This is a genomic window from Serratia sp. JKS296 (assembly GCF_900215445.1).
Classification (GTDB): Bacteria; Pseudomonadota; Gammaproteobacteria; order Enterobacterales; family Enterobacteriaceae; genus Serratia; species Serratia marcescens.
This window is the reverse complement of the sequence record NZ_OCMX01000001.1, coordinates 988,197-1,007,089: the sequence shown is the minus strand read 5'-3', so window position 1 is coordinate 1,007,089 and position 18,893 is coordinate 988,197. Positions and strand designations below refer to the sequence as shown.

Below are 18,893 nucleotides of genomic sequence, written 5' to 3'. Positions count from 1 at the left end.
TTTTAGTCAAATTCCAAGTCCACCTGCTCATTGCCTACCAACGTCCGCAAGTCGATCAACAAGCGGTCGGTGGGCGTCACGCGCCAGGTTGCGCCAAAACGCAGCTTGGCTCGCGCATCTTCCCGTTGATAGTAGAGATGCACTGGAATCGTCCCCGATCGATGGGGTTCCAACGACTGACGGAGACGGTTCAAAAGCTGGTCATCAATTTGCCTGTCAGTCAGCGAGATAGCAAGCCCGCGAGCGTATTTTTCCCGGGCTTCACTGATGTCCATTACCTCGCGGGCCATCATTTTAAGCCCGCCGCTAAAGTCATCAAAGCTGACCTGTCCACTGGCGATAAGGATACGGTCTTTTTCCAACAAATGCTGGTATTTTTCTAACGCTTCGGTGAATAACATCACTTCCAGACGGCCTGAACGGTCATCCAGCGTGCAGATGCCGATGCGGTTGCCGCGCTTGGTCACCATCACCCGCGCGGCGACCACCAACCCGACGGCGGTAGTCATTTTGCCCCGATCCGTCGGGTGCATGTCTTTCAAACGCTGGCCACCGGCGTAACGTTCGATCTCCTTCAGGTACTGGGTGATCGGGTGGCCGGTCAGGTACAGCCCCAGCGTCTCCCGTTCACCGTCCAGCACCACCTGCTCCGGCCAGGGCGCGATATTGGCGTAGGATTGCTCCACCTGCTCCGGCGCTTCCGCCAGCACGCCAAACATATCCACCTGGCCAATAGCTTCGGCTTTCGCATGCTGATCCGCCGCTTTTAACGCGTCGCCGAGCGAATTCATCAGCGCGGCGCGGTGCGGCCCAAGGCGATCGAACGCCCCGGACATGATCAGTTTTTCCAGAATGCGGCGGTTCAGTTTCTTGATGTCGGAGCGCGCGCAGAGATCGAACAGGTCTTTGAAATAACCTTGCTCGCCGCTGTTGCGCGCTTCGATAATGGCTTCGATCGGCCCTTCCCCCACGCCCTTGATGGCGCCGATGCCGTAAACGATCTCGCCGTCGTCGTTGACGTGGAAGTGATACAGGCCGCTGTTGATGTCCGGCGGCAGGATCTTCAACCCCATGCGCCAGCACTCGTCCACCAGACCCACCACTTTGTCGGTGTTGTCCATATCGGCGGTCATCACCGCCGCCATAAACTCGGCCGGATAGTGCGCCTTCAGCCACAGCGTCTGATACGACACCAGCGCATAGGCGGCGGAGTGCGATTTGTTGAAGCCATAACCGGCGAATTTTTCCACCAGGTCGAAGATTTTCACCGACAGTTCGCCGTCGATGCCGCGCGCTTTGGCGCCGTCTTCAAAGCCGCCGCGCTGCTTGGCCATTTCGACCGGGTTCTTTTTACCCATCGCACGACGCAGCATGTCCGCGCCGCCCAGCGTATAGCCGGCCAGCACCTGGGCAATCTGCATCACCTGTTCCTGATACAGGATGATGCCGTAGGTCGGTTCCAGCACCGGCTTGAGCGACTCGTGCTGCCACTGAATGTCCGGGTAGGAGATCTCTTCACGGCCGTGTTTGCGGTCGATGAAGTTATCCACCATGCCCGACTGCAGCGGCCCCGGACGGAACAGCGCCACCAGTGCGATCATGTCTTCGAAGCAGTCGGGCTTCAGACGTTTGATCAAATCTTTCATGCCGCGCGATTCAAGCTGGAACACCGCCGTGGTTTCCGAGCGCTGCAGCATGTCGAAGCTTTTCTTGTCGTCGAGCGGGATGGCGGCGATGTCGATCGGTTCCAGCCCGGTCTTGGCGCGCCGGGCGTTGATCATCTCCAGCGCCCAGTCGATGATGGTCAGGGTGCGCAGACCGAGGAAGTCGAACTTCACCAGCCCGGCGTATTCCACGTCGTTCTTGTCGAACTGGGTCACCGGGTGGTTCCCTTCGGCATCGCAGTACAGCGGCGCGAAGTCGGTGATCTTGGTCGGCGCGATCACCACGCCACCGGCGTGTTTACCGGCGTTGCGCGTCACCCCTTCCAGCTTGCGCGCCATGTCGATCAGCGCCTTGACCTCTTCGTCGGCCTCGTAAATCTCCGGCAGCTGCGGTTCGGCGGCGAAGGCTTTTTCCAGCGTCATGCCCGGATCCGGCGGCACCAGCTTGGAAATGCGATCGACGAAGCCGTACGGGTGCCCCAGCACGCGGCCCACGTCGCGGATAACCGCTTTCGCCGCCATGGTGCCGAAGGTGATGATCTGTGATACCGCTTCGCGGCCGTACATCTCCGCCACGTGCTCGATTACCTGGTCACGCTTCTCCATGCAGAAGTCGACGTCGAAGTCGGGCATTGAGACACGTTCCGGGTTCAGGAAGCGTTCGAACAGCAGATCGAACTCCAACGGATCGAGGTCGGTGATTTTCAACGCATAGGCCACCAGCGAACCGGCGCCGGAGCCGCGCCCCGGGCCAACCGGCACGTTGTTGTCCTTCGACCACTGGATAAACTCCATCACGATCAGGAAGTAGCCAGGGAAGCCCATCTGGTTGATCACCTTCAGCTCGACGTCCAGACGCTCGTCGTATTCCGGGCGGCGCTGCGCGCGCACGTCAGGATCGGGGAACAGGAACTCGAGGCGCTCTTCCAGCCCCTCTTTCGATTTGAGCACCAGGAAGTCCTCGGTGCTCATATCGCCGGTCGGGAACTGCGGCAGGAAGTATTCGCCAAGGCGAATGGTGACGTTGCAGCGCTTGGCGATTTCGACGCTGTTCAGCAGCGCTTCCGGGATGTCGGCGAACAGTTCGCACATCTCGTCTTCGCTGCGCATGTACTGTTGCGGGCTGTAGTTACGCGGCCGCTTGGGATCGTCCAGCGTAAAGCCGTCGTGGATGGCGACGCGGATCTCATGAGCGTCGAAGTCATCTTCCACCAGGAAGCGCACGTCGTTGGTGGCCACCACCGGCAAGCCGCGTTCGGTGGCCAGCGCCACCGCCGCATGCAGATAGTTCTCTTCGTCCGGGCGGCCGGTGCGGATCAACTCCAGGTAGTAGCAGTCCGGGAAATATTGCTGGTAGAAATCCAGACACTGATCCACCTGCGCCTGGTTGCCGCGCAGCAGAAACTTGCCGACGTCACCCTGACGCGCACCGGAGAGCAGGATCAGCCCTTCGCGATGTTCAATCAGCCAGTCGCGATCGATAGTCGGGCCGGCGGCGCCGTAGCCGCGCTGATAGGCACGGGAAATCAGCAGCGTCAGGTTCTGGTAGCCTTCGTTGTTGCTGGCCAGCACCGTCAACTGAGCCAGTTCATCGCCCAGCTCTTCACTTTGCACATGGAAATCCGCGCCGATGATCGGTTTGATCCCGGCGCCGTGCGCGCTGCCATAGAATTTCACCAGCCCGCACAGGTTGGTGAAATCGGTGATTGCCAGTGCAGGCATGGCTAACGCGGCGGCTCTTTTCACCAGCGGCGCCGTCTTGGCCAATCCATCAATCATGGAGTAGTCACTGTGGACGCGCAGGTGAATAAAACGAGGTTCGGCCATCTCCAGATACCTGATTGAAGGGGCTCAGCAGGCTGAGCCCGGGTTAATGCTATCGTCGAGCCCGGTCAGGCCCGCAGACTACAGCGCCAGCGCTCTTTTCACCGGCGCGAAGCTGCGGCGATGATGCTCGGTGGCGCCCAGCGCGGCCAGCCGCTCCAGGTGGAAGGCGGTCGGGTAGCCTTTATGCTGCGCGAAACCGTAGTCCGGGTACTCGCTGTCCAGCTCGGCCATTTCGCGATCGCGCGTGACCTTCGCCAGAATGGACGCCGCGCTGATCTCCGCCACGCGGCTGTCGCCCTTCACCACCGCCTGCGAACGCATCGGCAGGTTCGGGCAACGGTTACCGTCGATTAAAACCATGTCCGGCGCGATATGCAACCCGGCCACCGCGCGCTGCATCGCCAACATGGTGGCGTGCAAAATGTTCAATTGGTCGATTTCCGCCGGTTCGGCGCGCCCCAGGCTCCAGGAGAGCGCCTTGGCGACAATTTCGTCATACAGCGCCAGGCGGCGTTTTTCACTGAGTTTCTTGGAATCCGCCAGACCGACGATCGGCTGCGCCGGATCGAGGATCACGGCGGCGGTGACCACCGCGCCGACCAACGGGCCGCGGCCCACTTCGTCCACACCGGCAATCAGCGTGGCAGCGGGATAGATAAAGGGTTCAATCATGCTTTCGCCAGCTCCAACACAGCCTGAGCGGCCTGTTCGTCCGCACCGCAACGGATGCTTTGGTGCAAGGTAAGGAAAGTGTGTTTCAACGCGTCGGTTTCCGGGCTCTCTTCCAGCAGCGGCATCACGGCGGCGGCCAGTTTGTCCGGCACGCAGTCATGCTGCAGCAGCTCGGTGACGATCTCGCGCCCCGCCAGCAGATTCGGCAGCGAAACGTAAGGCGTTTTCACCAGCTTCTGCGCCAGCCAGAAAGTGAACGGCTTCATGCGATAGCCCACCACCATCGGGCACTTGGCCAACATGCACTCCAGCGCCGCCGTGCCGGATGCCAGCAGCGCCGCGTCGCTGGCGATCATCGCTTCGCGCCCCTGCCCATTCAGCAGGTGTACGGTCAAATCCGGCGCAACCTCGGCCTTGATGCGCTCAAACTGCTCGCGCCGTTTGGCGTTGACCAGCGGCACCACCACTTCCAGCTCGGGATAACGGGTGCGCAGCAGCTGCGCGGTTTTGAGGAAATCGGCGCTCAGCATCTCGACTTCGGCGCCGCGGCTGCCCGGCAGCAAGGCCAGACAGCGCGCCTGCGGAGCGATGCCAAGCTGAGCGCGCGCCGCCAGCCGGTCGGGCTGCAACGGCATGGCGTCCGCCATGGTGTGGCCGATAAACCGGCAAGGCACGTTGAAACGATCGTAAAACGCTTTTTCGAAAGGGAGAAAGGCCAGCACCAGATCGGTGGCTTTGCCTATTTTGAAAACGCGCTTTTGCCGCCAGGCCCATACGGAAGGGCTGACGTAGTGGATGGTGCGAATGCCGCGCTGTTTGAGGCGGCCTTCCAGCGTGATGTTGAAGTCCGGCGCGTCGATGCCGACAAACACGTCCGGCCGCAGCTCACCGAAGCGGCGGGTGAGATCCTTGCGGATCTTCAACAGGCGTGGCAAGCGCTCAAGCACTTCCACCACGCCCATGACCGCCAGCTCTTCCATTTCGTACCAGGCTTCGCAGCCTTCGGCCTGCATCAGCGGGCCGGCGACGCCGACAAAACGCGCGTCGGGGATCTGCGCCTTGAGCGCACGGATCAAGCCGGCGCCGAGAATGTCACCGGAGGTTTCTCCGGCGACCAGTCCGATAGTCAATGGACGATTCGACATAACTCAGCGAATGATGCCACGGGTGGAACGGGTGAAGAAATCGAGGTATTGCTGCACCACCGGCTGTTCTTTGGCCAGGGCTTCGATTTCCGCTTTCGCTTCATCCAGCGTTTTCTCGCTGCGATACAGGATTTTGTAGGCGTTGCGGATTGCCTGCATTTCATCCTTGTCAAAACCGCGGCGCTTCAGGCCGACCGCGTTGACGCCGAACGGCGTAGCGTGGTTGCCCTGAGCGATGACGAAAGGAGGCACGTCCTGAGCGACACCGGAACAACCGCCTACCATCACATGCGCGCCGATAATGCAGAACTGGTGGATCGCCGTCATGCCGCCGATGATGGCGTGATCGTCGATTTCCACATGCCCCGCCAGCGTGGCGTTGTTGGCCAGCACGCAAGCATTGCCGACCACGCAATCGTGGGCGATGTGCACGTTGACCATCAGCAGGTTGTCGTTGCCCACTTTGGTCAGGCCGGTGCCCTGCGCGGTGCCGCGATGAATGGTCACGCTTTCGCGGATGCGGTTGCGATCGCCCACTTCAACGCGCGTCGGTTCGCCCGCGTATTTCAGATCCTGATTCACTTCGCCGATAGAGGCGAATTGATAAATCTGATTATCGCAGCCAATCTTGGTAATGCCGTTCACCACCACGTGGGATTTCAGCACCGTGCCGGCGCCGATTTCCACCTGGGAGCCGACATAGCAGAAAGGGCCGATATGCACGTTGGCGCCGATCACGGCGCCTTCTTCGACTATCGCGCTAGGATGGATAAAGGCGGTTTGGTCAATCACGGATTAAGCCTCCCGGCTGCGGGCACACATCATGGTTGCTTCGCAGACAATTTTACCGTCAACGGTCGCCACGCCTTTGAAGCGAGTCAGACCGCGGCGAGTTTTCTCGAAGGTGACTTCCATGACCATCTGATCGCCTGGCACCACAGGGCGCTTGAAGCGTGCTTCGTCGATACCGGCGAAGTAATACAGCTCGCCCGGCTCCAGTTTGCCGACGCTTTTAAACGCCAGGATACCGGTGGCCTGCGCCATGGCTTCCAGGATCAATACGCCTGGGAAAATCGGTTTGCCAGGGAAATGGCCCTGGAAAAACGGTTCATTCACCGATACGTTCTTCACCGCACGCAGATATTTGTGCTCTTCAAACTCGAGGACGCGGTCGACCAGCAAGAACGGGTAACGGTGAGGAAGCAGATCCAAAATTTCTGCAATATCCAGAGTATGAGTGTCAGTAGTCAAAATACTCTTCCTGTCTCTAAAAACTGATGGCATCAACAACACGGCCTGCGCTGACCCCAAAAGGAGATCATCATGCAGGCCGCAAATTAACATCTCTTTGCGCTTTTGGTCTCACGACCAACGCGTTTCGTTTTGTACCCGCGAGAGCGGGCGGCAATGATTAGTCTTTTCCGACTTTACGTTCGACAGCTTTCAAGCGTTTGCTGATCTCATCGATATTCATTACCAACGCAGCGGTTTTACGCCAAACCTTGTTAGGCTGCAACGGAATGCCCGAAGAGTATACCCCAGGTTCGGTGATTGGTCGCATAACCATTCCCATTCCGGTAACAACAACCTTGTCGGCAATTTCCATGTGACCGTTGATCACGCTGGCGCCGCCAATCTGGCAGTAGCGGCCGATTTTCAGGCTGCCGGCCATGATCACACCGCCGGCGACGGCGGTATTGTCGCCAATCACGACGTTATGTGCAATCTGGCATTGGTTGTCGATGATAACACCATTCCCGATTTGGGTGTTATCCAAAGCGCCGCGGTCAATGGTGGTGCAAGCGCCGATTTCGACGCGATCGCCGATAATCACCGTGCCCAACTGAGGGATCTTGATCCACTCGCCGCGCTCATTCGCATAGCCGAAACCGTCCGCGCCGATCACAGTGCCCGACTGAATCAGGCAGCGCTGGCCGATTTCGACCGCATGATAAATCGTTACGTTCGCCCACAGACGCGTACCCGCGCCGATGCGTGCGTGTTTGCCGATGAAACAGCCCGGGCCGATAACCACGTTATCGCCAAGCACCGCACCCGACTCGATCACCGCGTTCGCCCCAATGGCGACGTTCTGCCCCAACTGCGCTTCAGGCGAGATCACCGCGCTTGGCGCGATATCCTGCGCCGGCGCCGGCGTAGTGTCCATCAGTTGCGCCATGCGCGCGTAGGTCAGATAAGGGTTTTTAACCACCAGCGCCGCAGCACGGCAGTGTGGTAAATCCGCTTCGGTAAGCACCACGGCGCTTGCCTGGCAGGAAGACAGCTGCTCTTGATAGCGGCTGTTTGACAAAAACGTGATTTGGCCAGGCTGTGCCGAATGCATAGAAGCAATGCCGGTGATGACGAGATCGCCATCACCGTGCAATTGTGCATCCAACTGCTGCGCTAAATCAGCCAGTCGAATTGAAAGCATGTGTTATTTAACCTGTTTCAGCACGTCAGCAGTGATATCTTTGGAAGAGTCTGCATAGGCAACGGCGTTGGCGTCGATCACCACGTCATAACCGCCTTTGCTGGCGACAGATTTCACCGCGTCCTGAATGCGGCTCAGGATCTTGTTACGTTCTTCCATCTGGCGACGGCGGTTGTCCTGCTCGAAAGCCTGGGCTTTCTGAGAGAACTGCTCGCGTTGCGCCATCACGTCTTTTTCCAACTTGCTGCGGTCGCTGGCTTTCATGGTAGCGCCGTCACGCTGCAGACGTTGCATTTTGGTCTGCAGGCTACGTTCCATGTTCTGGAGTTCGCTTGCACGGCCTTTAAACTCGTTTTCCAGCTGTTTAGCGACCGCTTCGCGGGCCGGCAGCTGTTGGAAAATGCTGGAGACGTTAACGACAGCGATCTTATCTGCTGCCTGAACGCCAGCTGAAGCAGCCATTGCTAAACCGAGGCCTGCGGCACACAACCACTTTTTCACTATAAACTCCTTACCATCACCCATTTGTGTCATATGACACTGAAGTACACAATTTGCCAGACTTGTCCCACCAAACAATGAGAATCATCTCCCTCTGCCGGCGGGCGCCTGGCCATTGCGATTCTTAATAACTGTTATGCCCAGAGGCGAGACCCGTTACCAGGTCTTACCGATGTTAAACTGGAACTGTTCGGACTTGTCGCCTTCGTATTTCTTGATCGGGTTGGCGTAAGAGAACACCAACGGCCCCAGTGGCGACATCCACTGCAGCGCGATACCGGCGGAAGAACGAATATTGCTGGCTTTGCTGTAGTCCGGCACGCCGTACATCAGCGTTTCGTTGGTATTCTTCCACTTGGTGTCCCACACGGTACCGGCATCGATGAACAGCGACGTCCGCACCGAGTTGGCGTATTTCTCGCTGATGAACGGCGTCGGGGTGATCAGCTCCAGGCTGGCGACCGCCATGGCGTTACCGCCCACCGCGTCATCCGAGCTACAGATGCTCTGACGATCGGTCGTGCTGCCGGCGTTGAACTGACACTGGTACGAGTTGGAGTTGTAGTACACCGCCTTCGGACCAATGGTGTTGGACTGGAAGCCGCGCACGGTGCTCGAACCACCGGCGTAGAAGTTCTCGTAGAACGGCATTTCCTTGCCGCCCAGCCCATCCGCGTAACCCAGACGGCCACGGCCCAACAGCACCCAGGTGCGATCGTCGTTGATCGGCACGTACTGTACGCTGTCCAGCGTCACCTTGTAGTATTCGTTGTCCGAGCCCGGAATGGTGACCTTGCCGTTCAACGTGGTGCGGTTACCCGAGGTCGGGAAGTAGCCGCGGTCCAGGTTGTTGTAAGTCCAGCCCAGGTTCAGCGTAAAGTCGTCGGTCGAGTAGCTGGCGCGGTCGGTCTTGTTCGCATCCACGCCCATCGAGTCGAGGTAACGCCACATGGCGATCTGCGGCTGCATGTTCGACAGGCCGTTGTGGACGTAGCCCAGGCCGGTACGCAACGAGTTGTTTTCGTTGATCGGGAAGCCCAGCGTACCGTCGATACCGTAACTCTTGTTGGTATAGTCCGACAGATCCGCGTCATCCGCCTTAAAGTCGTTGTAGAAGATGCGGCCACCCAGGCTCACACCGTCAACGGTGAAGTACGGGTTGGTGACCGACAGTTCGGTATAGGTCTGGTAGTCGTTCTTGGTGCCGCTGATGCCGACCGAGTAGCCGGTACCCAACCAGTTATCCTGCTGCACGCCGGCCTGGAAGCTGACGCCGCTCTCGGTGCCGTAACCGACGCCGAAGTTGAAGGTACCGGTGTTGCGTTCTTTCACCTTGTAGGTCACATCGACCTGATCGGCGGTGCCCGGCACGCGCTGGGTTTCCACGTCAACCGTTTCGAAGTAGCCCAGACGGTTCAGACGCTCTTTGCCCTGCTCGACCTGCTCGTTGCCGAGCCAGGCGCCTTCCATCTGGCGCATTTCGCGACGCAGTACGGAATCCTTGCTGGTGTCGTTGCCTTCGAACTTGATGCGACGCACGTAGAAGCGGTTGCCCGCGTCAACGTTGACGTGCAGTTTGACGGTTTTATCCGCGTCGTTGATCTCAGGCTGAGTGCCGACGCGCGGGTAGGCGTAACCATAACGGCCCAACATCGTTTTGATGTTGTCTTCCATTTTGGTCACCTTGCTGCCGTTGTACAGCTCGCCTGGCTCAATTTTGGTGATCTGAGCGACTTCCGCCGAGTGGCCGGCCAGATTGCCGTTCACGACAACATCGGAAAGTTTGTACTGCTCGCCTTCGGTGATGTTGATGGTGATGTAGATGCCTTTTTTATCCGGCGTCAGGCTCACCTGGGTAGAATCGATGTTAAAGCGGGCATAGCCGCGATCCAGATAGAAGCTGCGCAGGGTTTCGAGATCGCCCGCCAGTTTTTGCTTCTGGTATTTGCGATCGCCGACCAGGTTCCACCACGGCACTTCATCACGCAGTTGGAAGCGTGAGATCAGTTCGTCGTTGGTGAAGGCATGGTTGCCGACGATGTTGATTTGTTGAATCTTGGCGGAGACCCCTTCCGTGAACACCAGTTTCAGGTCGACACGGTTACGCGGCAACGGCGTGACTACGGCTTTCACCGAGGCGCTGTATTTACCGACGCTGTAGTAGAAGTCTTCCAGCCCTTTTTCAATGCTGGAGATCGTGGTGCGGTCGAGCGCCTCGCCCACCCGGACGCCGGAGGCTTCCAGGTTCTGCTTGAGCATGTCATCCTTCACCGACTTGTTGCCGGAGAAAGTGATGCTGGCGATGGTAGGACGTTCCTTCACCTGCACGATCAAGGTATTACCATCGCGCAGCACGCGCACGTCCTCGAAGTTGCCGGTGGCAAACAAGGCACGGATGGTATTACTGATGTCATCGTCAGTGACGGTATCGCCGACGCGAACCGGCATGTTGAGTAACGCCGCACCGACGGCGACTCGCTGCAGGCCTTCGAAATGAATGTCTTTCACTACGAACCCGTCTGCACCGTATACGGTGGCGCTGCCAAACAGCAGCGACGCTATGAGCAACTTTTTCATCGCCATCGTTGTTATGCGTTCTTCCTAACCTATCCCCGCCCCTAAAGGCGGGAAAAATCATTGAAAAGTGCAAGACCCATCAACAACACCAGCACGATCGAACCTATGCGGTAGCTGTAGTCCTGTACTCGCTCGGAAACCGGCCCACCCTTCAGCTTTTCTATCGCCAGGAAGAGGAGATGCCCACCATCTAACACCGGTAATGGGAACAGGTTGATGATCCCCAGGTTGACGCTAATCAACGCCAGGAACATCAGATAATACACGAACCCGACTCCGGCTGACGCCCCAGCTCCCTGTGCAATCGAGATCGGGCCACTCAGGTTGTTCAGCTTTACATCACCGGTTATTAATTTGCCCAGCATGTTGACCGTCAGCCGCATCAGCTGCCAGGTCTTGTCACCGGCCTGATACAGCGCCGGGAACGGTCCATACTGGCGAATCGTTTTATACTCGTCCGGCAGCGGCAGCACTTTTGGAATGATGCCTGCAAACCCCACCGATTTGTCTTTTCCCACCGGCTTTGTATCCGGTATCAGCGTCAAAGACAAGGGGGCGCCGTTTCTTTCAATCTCCAAAGCCAGCGGTTGCCCCGGGCCATCGTGGATACGCTTCACCAACGTCTGCCAACGACCCAACGGCTGACCATCGACTTTAACGATCCTGTCCCCCGCTTGTAAACCCGCCTTTTGCGCCGCCGAGTTAGGCTGCACTTCCGCCAACACGGATTCGATCTGCGGGCCGCGCGGCATAATGCCCAGCGCGACAACGGGATCCTGCTTGTCCGGTTCAAAGTTCCACTGGCGCAAATCCAGGGTTTTGGTCACGACCTGCGAAGAGCCGAACGGCGCGACGCCGACTTCGGTTTGCGCATCGCCGATCTTCGCCACCAGCGCCAGACGAACTGACTCCCAATCAGGCGTTTCGATGCCGTCAACCGACTTTAGTTCCATGCCAGACGAAATTTCAGCCTTGGCGGCGATGGATTGCGGCGCGATTTCGCCGATCACCGGGCGGAAACTCGGCACGCCGATGATGAACACCAGCCAATAGGCAAGGATAGCAAACAGGAAGTTGGCGATGGGGCCGGCGCTGATGATGGCCGCGCGCTGCCAGACGGTTTTGTTGTTGAAGGCCTGATGGCGCATTTCCGGCGCCACCGACTCCACGCGCTCGTCCAGCATCTTCACGTAGCCGCCAAGCGGAATCAAAGCGATGACGTACTCGGTGCCCTGGCGATCGGTGCGGCGCCACAGCGCCCGGCCAAAGCCGATGGAGAAACGTTCAACGCGCACGCCGCAACGACGGGCAACCCAAAAGTGTCCGAACTCGTGCACGGTAATCAAAATACCGAGCGCAATCAGAAACGCCACCAGGTTCCAAAGCACGCTGACCATCATCCCTCACTTTCCGTCATTGACGGATTAAAACACCAACAGCATCAGGCAGGCAAACACCGGCACCGCCGCGGTCAGGCTGTCGATACGATCCAGTATGCCGCCGTGACCGGGAATCAAATGACCGCTGTCCTTGATGCCCGCTTCGCGTTTGAACATGCTTTCGGTCAAATCGCCCAGCACCGAAGCCAGCGCGGCGATCACCGAACAGGCCAACAGCGTGGTCGGCACCACGTTCAGCGGCGCGTAGCGGCCGAACAGCCAAGAAATGACCGCCGATGTCAGCAGCCCGCCGATCAACCCTTCCCAGGTTTTACCCGGCGAGACCTTCGGCGCCAGCTTATGCTTGCCGAACAGCTTGCCGAACATATAGGCGCCGGAATCCGCGCCCCACACCAGCAGCATCACGTACAGCAGCCACCAGGCGCCGGTAAACGGGTTTTGCTCATAGCCGAACTGGCGCAGCGCCAGCATGCCCCAAAAAAACGGCACGATGGTCAGCAGGCCGAACAGCAGGCGCAGCGGGCGCGAATTGCGCCAGATGGCGGCCGAGCCGGGGTAAAACAGCACCAGCAGCAGCGCCGCCAGCCACCAGGCCAGCGACAGCCACAGCGAGCCGCTTACCTGCGGCACGGATTGATGGTAGGCGGGAACGCTGAGCATCATCAGCGCCAGCAGAAAACCGCACAGTATCGCCAGCCAGATGCGCTGCGAACGGGAGGTAAAACCGGCCAATTGGCCCCACTCCCAGGCTGCTAACATGCACACGACGAGCGTTACCAGAGCAAAGGCCAGCGGCGGCAACAGGAACAGCGCCGCGATAACGATCGGGATTAAAATCAGAGCAGTTATGAGGCGATACTTCAGCAAAAGTTCTCCCTAGGACGCATCGGCGCCGATAGGTGTTGTTCCCCCGAAGCGGCGCTCACGTTGTGCAAATGCATTCAGCGCACCTTCAAAGACAAGTTCATCGAAATCAGGCCAGAGCACATCAGTAAAGTAAAGTTCAGCATAGGCGATTTGCCACAGCAGGAAGTTACTGATGCGATGCTCGCCACCGGTGCGGATAACCAGATCCACCGGCGCCAGGTCGCTCATGCAAACCCGTTCGCTCAATAATTCCTCGCTGATCTGATCCGGGTGCAACTCCCCTACCCGTACCTGTTCGGCCAGCTCCCTTACTCCCTGAATGATATCCCAACGGCCGCCATAGTTGGCAGCGATATTGAGCGTCAGGCCATCGTTATTTTCCGTCAGTGCTTCAGAGCGGCGGATCCGCTCCTGCAAACGCGCGCTGAACCGGCTAATATCGCCGATCACCCGCAGCCTGACGTTATGTTTATGCAGGCTTTTTACTTCACTATCCAAAGCGCGGACAAAAAGCTCCATCAGGGCGGAGACTTCCTGCACCGGACGGTTCCAGTTTTCGCTGCTGAAGGCATAAAGCGTGAGTGCATCTAAATGGTGGCTGGCGGCAAAACTGACCGCGCGGCGAACCGATTTCACCCCTGCTTTATGACCGAAGACACGTAACTTGCCCTGACGTTTGGCCCAGCGTCCGTTACCGTCCATGATAATGGCGACATGGCGCGGCCCCGGGGAAGATGGATTAGCCTCTTGTTGGTTTGCGGACGACATAACTCGTACTTATTTCCTCAATAGAAATATAACTGCCTTTCCGGAACATCAGGCCCTTACGCGCAAAAAAAGCCGTGTGCCCGACACGGCTTTCAGCCTGCCCTCGCGATACCCGACACAGCCGGGTCGCCATTGGCGCACAAGGCGCCAATCGGGTCATAATTCAACGGTATAACCGCTGACAGGTGGCGCAGACTATACCACCTCAGCGGGGCATGAACAAACGACCCCGCGGCGGCACGCGCGAATTACGAGCAAAATCGGATAATCGCCGTGATCAGCCGCACAACGCGCGAACGCGTTCCTCGGCGACGGCGCGCGCCTGGCGGTCAATGTCTAAGACCGCGTCGATGCAGGTCGGTTCCTGCAGCGCGAGACGCTCCACCACCTGGCGGTTGACCGCCGCAATGTCGGTAAAGCGGATCTGCTGCTGCAAAAATGCCGCCACGGCGATTTCGTTGGCCGCGTTCAGCGCGGTGGTCGCCGCCTGGCCGGCCTCGAACGCGTCGATCGCCAAATACAGGCAAGGATAACGCTCGCGTTCCGGTTCAGCGAAGGTCAGCGAACCGATGCGGCAGAAGTCCAGCGCTTCCACGCCGGAGTTCACGCGCTGCGGATACGCCATCGCGTGGGCGATCGGCGTGCGCATATCCGGCGTACCCAGCTGCGCCAGCACGCTGCCGTCGGCATAGCGCACCATCGAGTGAATCACCGACTGCGGGTGCAGGATCACTTCCATTTGCTCGGCCGAGGCGTTAAACAGCCAGCGGGCCTCAATGTATTCCAGACCTTTGTTCATCATGGTGGCGGAGTCCACCGAGATCTTGCGGCCCATCGACCAGTTCGGGTGGGCGCAGGCTTGATCCGGCGTCATCGCGGCGAACTGGTCCAGCGGCGTGGTGCGGAACGGACCGCCAGAACCGGTAAGCACGATGCGCGAAACACCATGACTGTCCAGTGAAGAGTATCCCAACTGGCGCTGAATACTCTCAGGCAAACTCTGAAAAATCGCGTTGTGCTCACTGTCGAGCGGCAGCAGTTGCGCCTGGCTTTGCCGCACCGCGTCCATAAACAGGCGGCCGCAGGTGACCAGCGACTCTTTGTTGGCCAGCAGCACCTGCTTGCCTGCGCGGATCGCCGCCAGCGTCGGCAACAGCCCCGCAGCGCCGACGATGGCCGCTGTCACTTGATCGACGTCGTCCAAAGCCGCCAGTTCACAGGCCGCTTGCTCCCCGGCCAATACCTCGGTAGCGACGCCGTTTTCCGCCAGAATGACGCGCAGCTCGCGGGCGGCGCTTTCATCCGCCATCGCGGCGAAGGCGGGCCGGAATTCGATGCATTGCTGCGCCATGACCGCGACGTTGCGGCCGGCCACCAGCGCTTTGATCGCAAAACGCTCGGGATTCGCCCTGACCACGGCCAGGGTGCTGGTCCCTACCGAGCCGGTCGAGCCAAGAATGGTCAGTTGCTTCATGAGTTCACTCTGAATAACTGTCTGATGAGATCGGAGGTGCTCCAGTGTGGAACCTTGGACACCGCTTGTCCATGATCTTTCAGTACGATGAAACGGGATCTGCGCCACAAAAAACAAAGCGCCGCCCAGGCGACGCTTTGTTTCTGCACGATGCTGATTAGAAATCCATCAGCTCTTTTTCTTTCTCCGCCAACGCGGCGTCGACCAGCTTGATGTAAGCGTCGGTCATTTTCTGAATCTCGTCTTGTGAACGACGTTCTTCGTCTTCGCTGATCTCTTTGTCTTTCAGCAGCGCCTTGACCTTGTCGTTGGCGTCGCGACGCACGTTACGCACCGCTACGCGGCCCTGCTCGGCTTCGCCGCGTACGATCTTGATCAGATCCTTACGGCGTTCTTCGGTCAGCGGAGGCAGCGGAACACGAATGTCAGAACCGGCGGAAGACGGGTTAAGGCCCAGATCGGAGCTCATGATCGCTTTCTCAACGGCCTGGCTCAGGCTGCGGTCGAACACGTTGATTTTCAGCGTGCGGGAGTCTTCCACAGTCACGTTGGCCAGTTGACGCAGCGGCGTAGCGGCGCCGTAGTATTCCACCATGATGCCGTCCAGAATGCTTGGCGAAGCGCGGCCGGTGCGGATCTTGCTGATTTGGTTTTTGAATGCTTCTACGCTTTTTTCCATGCGTGAATCAGCATCTTTTCTGATTTCATTAGTCACGTTGCAAACCCTTGGAAGCTGGTTACTTGGCAGGCGATACTCAAGTATAGCCCGTAATCGTACTCGAAGAGCGCGCGGCGCCTGGCGTCACGCGCTCCGAAAAAGGGGTGTGAACAGCCTTATTTGCTGATCAGCGTACCTTCGTTCTCACCCATCACCACGCGGCGCAGTGCGCCTGGCTTGTTCATGTTGAACACGCGGATCGGCAGACCGTGATCGCGGGCCAGCGTAAACGCCGCCAGATCCATCACTTTCAGCTCGCGCTCCAGCACGTCCTGATAGGTTAATTGTTCATACAGCGTCGCATCCGGGTTTTTCACCGGATCGGCGGAGTAGACCCCATCCACTTTGGTGGCTTTCAGCACCACGTCGGCTTCGATCTCGATACCACGCAGGCAAGCGGCGGAATCAGTGGTGAAGAACGGGTTGCCGGTACCGGCGGAGAAGATCACCACGCGGTTGTTGCGCAGCAGGCTGATCGCCTCTGCCCAGCTGTAATTATCACACACGCCGTTCAGCGGGATCGCCGACATCAGGCGGGCGTTCACATAGGCACGGTGCAGTGCATCACGCATAGCCAGGCCGTTCATCACGGTAGCCAGCATTCCCATGTGGTCGCCCACTACGCGGTTCATGCCGGCTTGCGCCAGGCCCGCGCCGCGGAACAGGTTCCCGCCGCCAATAACTACACCGACCTGAATTCCCAGTTCGACCAGCTCTTTCACTTCCTGAGCCATGCGATCCAAAACGCTGGCGTCGATACCAAAACCTTCTGCACCTTGCAGGGCTTCGCCACTCAGTTTAAGCAGAATACGCTGATATACGGGTTTTGCATTGGTTGCCATGGTGTTCTGTCCTAAGAAGCAGTATTAGTAGTGGGGATTTCAGCCGATGAAACGCGCCTGAGGTGAGTATCACGCTGCAGGGCCTGCCACCGGTGTAATTCTGGCTGGATAGTATGGAACCGCCAGACGGCGGTTCCATCGACAGTCATTAAGACTGTTTGCTCATCGCGGCAACTTCAGCAGCGAAGTCGGTTTCGACTTTCTCGATGCCTTCGCCCACTTCGAAGCGAATGAAGTTGGTCACGTCAGCGTTGTGCTCTTTCAGCACCTGAGCAACGGATTTGCTCGGATCCATAACGAAAGGCTGACCGGTCAGAGAAACTTCGCCGGTGAATTTCTTCATGCGGCCTTCAACCATTTTCTCTGCGATTTCTTTCGGCTTGCCGGACTGCATGGCGATGTCCAGCTGAACCTGGTACTCTTTTTCTACCACTTCAGCAGACACGTCTTCTGGCTTCACGAACTCTGGCTTGCTCGCCGCAACGTGCATTGCGATTTGCTTAACCAGTTCTTCGTCCGCGCCTTTAGCCGCAACCAGAACGCCGATACGCGCGCCGTGCAGGTAGCTGCCCAGCACGTCGCCTTCCAGGGAAGCAACGCGACGAATGTTGATGTTTTCGCCGATTTTTGCCACCAGCGCTACGCGCTCTTCTTCGAACTGTGCTTTCAGCACGTCAACGTCAGTGATTTTGCCAGCCATAGCGGCATCCAGCACTTTGTCGGCGAACGCCTGGAAACCGGCGTCTTTTGCTACGAAGTCAGTCTGGCAGTTAACTTCCAGAATGATGCCGTAGTTGCCTTCGATCTTGGTTTTGATCACGCCGTCAGCAGCCACGTTGCCTGCTTTTTTAGCGGCTTTGATCGCACCGGACTTACGCATGTTTTCGATTGCCAGTTCGATGTCGCCGTTGGATTCAACCAGCGCCTTCTTGCAATCCATCATGCCAGCGCCGGTACGCTCGCGCAGTTCTTTTACCAGGGCAGCGGTAATATCAGCCATTTCTTTTTCCTCGGTTATCTCGCGTGGAGACAGTTCTCATTCAGATAAGCAAAGGGGGCCTTAACAGGCCCCCCTAACCAACATATGTCAATACCTGGTTAATAAGGGCTCAGTGACGAGCTTGCCTTATTATTCAGCTTCTACGAAGCCTTCTTCCGCCTGAACGGCCAGATCTTGAGAACGACCTTCACGCACAGCGGCAGCAACAGCAGTCAGGTACAGGTTTACTGCACGGATTGCGTCGTCGTTACCAGGGATGATGAAGTCAACGCCGTCTGGGTTGGAGTTGGTATCAACGATAGAGAATACCGGGATACCCAGGTTGTTGGCTTCTTTGATCGCGATGTGCTCGTGATCGGCATCGATAACGAACAGTGCGTCTGGCAGACCGCCCATATCTTTGATACCGCCCAGGGAGTTTTCCAGCTTGGCCAGTTCACGAGTGCGCATCAGCGCTTCTTTCTTGGTCAGCTTGTCCAGGGTGCCGTCTTGAGACTGGATTTCCAGATCTTTCAAACGCTTGATGGACTGACGAACGGTTTTCCAGTTAGTCAGCATGCCACCCAACCAGCGGTGGTTCACGAAGAACTGGTCACAGCTGTTCGCAGCGTCTTTTACCGCTTCGCTTGCTGCGCGTTTGGTACCAACGAACAGGATCTTGCCTTTACGGGAAGAGATCTTGCTCAGTTCAGCCAGAGCGGCGTTGAACATTGGTACGGTCTGCTCCAGGTTGATGATGTGAACCTTGTTACGAGCGCCGAAGATGAAAGGCTTCATTTTCGGGTTCCAGTAACGGGTCTGGTGACCAAAGTGAACACCAGCCTTGAGCATGTCGCGCATGGAAACAGTTGCCATGATTAAACCTCTATAGATTAATTGGGGTTATGCCTCCACGTATCCCATAACGCCGACCCTGGCGGCGACAAGTCACCTCAGGGCACCCCGGCGGATGTGCCGATACGTGTGTGTTATTTACACAAAATGAGTGCAGTTAAAGTATTTTC

Annotated in this window: 16 protein-coding genes; all 16 read right to left on the bottom strand. The window is 58.1% G+C overall.

The window, feature by feature from the left end; genetic code table 11:
* Positions 1–2 precede the first annotated feature (2 nt).
* The 16 genes from dnaE to rpsB all read right to left on the bottom strand — a co-directional run bounded on the left by dnaE (position 3) and on the right by rpsB (position 18,744).
* Positions 3–3,491: a DNA polymerase III subunit alpha gene (dnaE, locus tag CRO23_RS04715; RefSeq protein ID WP_097101466.1), complete on the bottom strand. Its 3,489-nt coding sequence runs from the start codon at positions 3,489–3,491 to the stop codon at positions 3–5.
* A gap of 78 nt (positions 3,492–3,569) precedes the next feature.
* Positions 3,570–4,163, bottom strand: a complete 594-nt coding sequence (gene rnhB / locus CRO23_RS04710) for a ribonuclease HII (protein WP_016929880.1) — start codon at positions 4,161–4,163, stop codon at positions 3,570–3,572.
* Positions 4,160–5,308, bottom strand: coding sequence for a lipid-A-disaccharide synthase (lpxB, locus tag CRO23_RS04705; protein WP_028128317.1), 1,149 nt, complete (start codon positions 5,306–5,308; stop codon positions 4,160–4,162). The genes rnhB and lpxB overlap by 4 nt, the downstream gene beginning before the upstream one ends.
* 3 nt (positions 5,309–5,311) lie before the next feature.
* Positions 5,312–6,100: an acyl-ACP--UDP-N-acetylglucosamine O-acyltransferase gene (gene lpxA, locus CRO23_RS04700; RefSeq protein ID WP_016929882.1), complete on the bottom strand. Its 789-nt coding sequence runs from the start codon at positions 6,098–6,100 to the stop codon at positions 5,312–5,314.
* 3 nt (positions 6,101–6,103) lie between these two features.
* Positions 6,104–6,559: a 3-hydroxyacyl-ACP dehydratase FabZ gene (gene fabZ, locus CRO23_RS04695; protein ID WP_004931962.1), complete on the bottom strand. Its 456-nt coding sequence runs from the start codon at positions 6,557–6,559 to the stop codon at positions 6,104–6,106.
* Between the two features lie 160 nt (positions 6,560–6,719).
* Positions 6,720–7,742 (bottom strand): UDP-3-O-(3-hydroxymyristoyl)glucosamine N-acyltransferase, encoded by a 1,023-nt coding sequence (gene lpxD, locus CRO23_RS04690; protein WP_004931959.1) that lies wholly within the window; start codon positions 7,740–7,742, stop codon positions 6,720–6,722.
* 3 nt (positions 7,743–7,745) lie between these two features.
* Positions 7,746–8,243: a molecular chaperone Skp gene (gene skp / locus CRO23_RS04685; protein WP_004931958.1), complete on the bottom strand. Its 498-nt coding sequence runs from the start codon at positions 8,241–8,243 to the stop codon at positions 7,746–7,748.
* A gap of 156 nt (positions 8,244–8,399) precedes the next feature.
* Positions 8,400–10,826 (bottom strand): outer membrane protein assembly factor BamA, encoded by a 2,427-nt coding sequence (gene bamA, locus CRO23_RS04680; protein WP_033639522.1) that lies wholly within the window; start codon positions 10,824–10,826, stop codon positions 8,400–8,402.
* A 35-nt stretch (positions 10,827–10,861) separates the two neighbouring features.
* Entirely contained in the window at positions 10,862–12,217 is a 1,356-nt protein-coding gene (gene rseP / locus CRO23_RS04675; RefSeq protein ID WP_004931952.1) for a sigma E protease regulator RseP, read from the bottom strand.
* Positions 12,218–12,244: 27 nt separating this feature from the next.
* Positions 12,245–13,087: a phosphatidate cytidylyltransferase gene (gene cdsA / locus CRO23_RS04670; RefSeq protein ID WP_004931949.1), complete on the bottom strand. Its 843-nt coding sequence runs from the start codon at positions 13,085–13,087 to the stop codon at positions 12,245–12,247.
* Positions 13,088–13,096: 9 nt separating this feature from the next.
* The gene (gene ispU, locus CRO23_RS04665; RefSeq protein WP_028127526.1) at positions 13,097–13,855 is read right to left on the bottom strand and encodes a (2E,6E)-farnesyl-diphosphate-specific ditrans,polycis-undecaprenyl-diphosphate synthase; all 759 of its coding nucleotides are present in this window, start codon (positions 13,853–13,855) and stop codon (positions 13,097–13,099) included.
* Between the two features lie 277 nt (positions 13,856–14,132).
* The gene (gene ispC, locus CRO23_RS04660) at positions 14,133–15,329 is read right to left on the bottom strand and encodes a 1-deoxy-D-xylulose-5-phosphate reductoisomerase (RefSeq protein ID WP_079452389.1); all 1,197 of its coding nucleotides are present in this window, start codon (positions 15,327–15,329) and stop codon (positions 14,133–14,135) included.
* 157 nt (positions 15,330–15,486) lie between these two features.
* Positions 15,487–16,044: a ribosome recycling factor gene (gene frr / locus CRO23_RS04655; RefSeq protein ID WP_004931943.1), complete on the bottom strand. Its 558-nt coding sequence runs from the start codon at positions 16,042–16,044 to the stop codon at positions 15,487–15,489.
* A gap of 119 nt (positions 16,045–16,163) precedes the next feature.
* Positions 16,164–16,889: a UMP kinase gene (pyrH, locus tag CRO23_RS04650; protein ID WP_004931940.1), complete on the bottom strand. Its 726-nt coding sequence runs from the start codon at positions 16,887–16,889 to the stop codon at positions 16,164–16,166.
* A 148-nt stretch (positions 16,890–17,037) separates the two neighbouring features.
* Positions 17,038–17,889 (bottom strand): translation elongation factor Ts, encoded by an 852-nt coding sequence (tsf, locus tag CRO23_RS04645; RefSeq protein ID WP_016929890.1) that lies wholly within the window; start codon positions 17,887–17,889, stop codon positions 17,038–17,040.
* A 129-nt stretch (positions 17,890–18,018) separates the two neighbouring features.
* On the bottom strand, positions 18,019–18,744 hold the full coding sequence (gene rpsB / locus CRO23_RS04640; protein ID WP_016929891.1) for a 30S ribosomal protein S2: 726 nt from the start codon (positions 18,742–18,744) through the stop codon (positions 18,019–18,021).
* Between the last annotated feature and the right edge of the window lie 149 nt (positions 18,745–18,893).

Excerpts from the sequence above, each read along its gene's own strand:
- dnaE (WP_097101466.1), bottom strand. The coding sequence starts at position 3,491 with ATGGCCGAACCTCGTTTTATTCACCTGCGCGTCCACAGTGACTACTCC.
- rnhB (WP_016929880.1), bottom strand. The coding sequence starts at position 4,163 with ATGATTGAACCCTTTATCTATCCCGCTGCCACGCTGATTGCCGGTGTG.
- lpxB (WP_028128317.1), bottom strand. The coding sequence starts at position 5,308 with ATGTCGAATCGTCCATTGACTATCGGACTGGTCGCCGGAGAAACCTCC.
- lpxD (WP_004931959.1), bottom strand. The coding sequence starts at position 7,742 with ATGCTTTCAATTCGACTGGCTGATTTAGCGCAGCAGTTGGATGCACAA.
- bamA (WP_033639522.1), bottom strand. The coding sequence starts at position 10,826 with ATGGCGATGAAAAAGTTGCTCATAGCGTCGCTGCTGTTTGGCAGCGCC.
- rseP (WP_004931952.1), bottom strand. The coding sequence starts at position 12,217 with ATGGTCAGCGTGCTTTGGAACCTGGTGGCGTTTCTGATTGCGCTCGGT.
- ispU (WP_028127526.1), bottom strand. The coding sequence starts at position 13,855 with ATGTCGTCCGCAAACCAACAAGAGGCTAATCCATCTTCCCCGGGGCCG.
- ispC (WP_079452389.1), bottom strand. The coding sequence starts at position 15,329 with ATGAAGCAACTGACCATTCTTGGCTCGACCGGCTCGGTAGGGACCAGC.
- pyrH (WP_004931940.1), bottom strand. The coding sequence starts at position 16,889 with ATGGCAACCAATGCAAAACCCGTATATCAGCGTATTCTGCTTAAACTG.
- tsf (WP_016929890.1), bottom strand. The coding sequence starts at position 17,889 with ATGGCTGATATTACCGCTGCCCTGGTAAAAGAACTGCGCGAGCGTACC.
- rpsB (WP_016929891.1), bottom strand. The coding sequence starts at position 18,744 with ATGGCAACTGTTTCCATGCGCGACATGCTCAAGGCTGGTGTTCACTTT.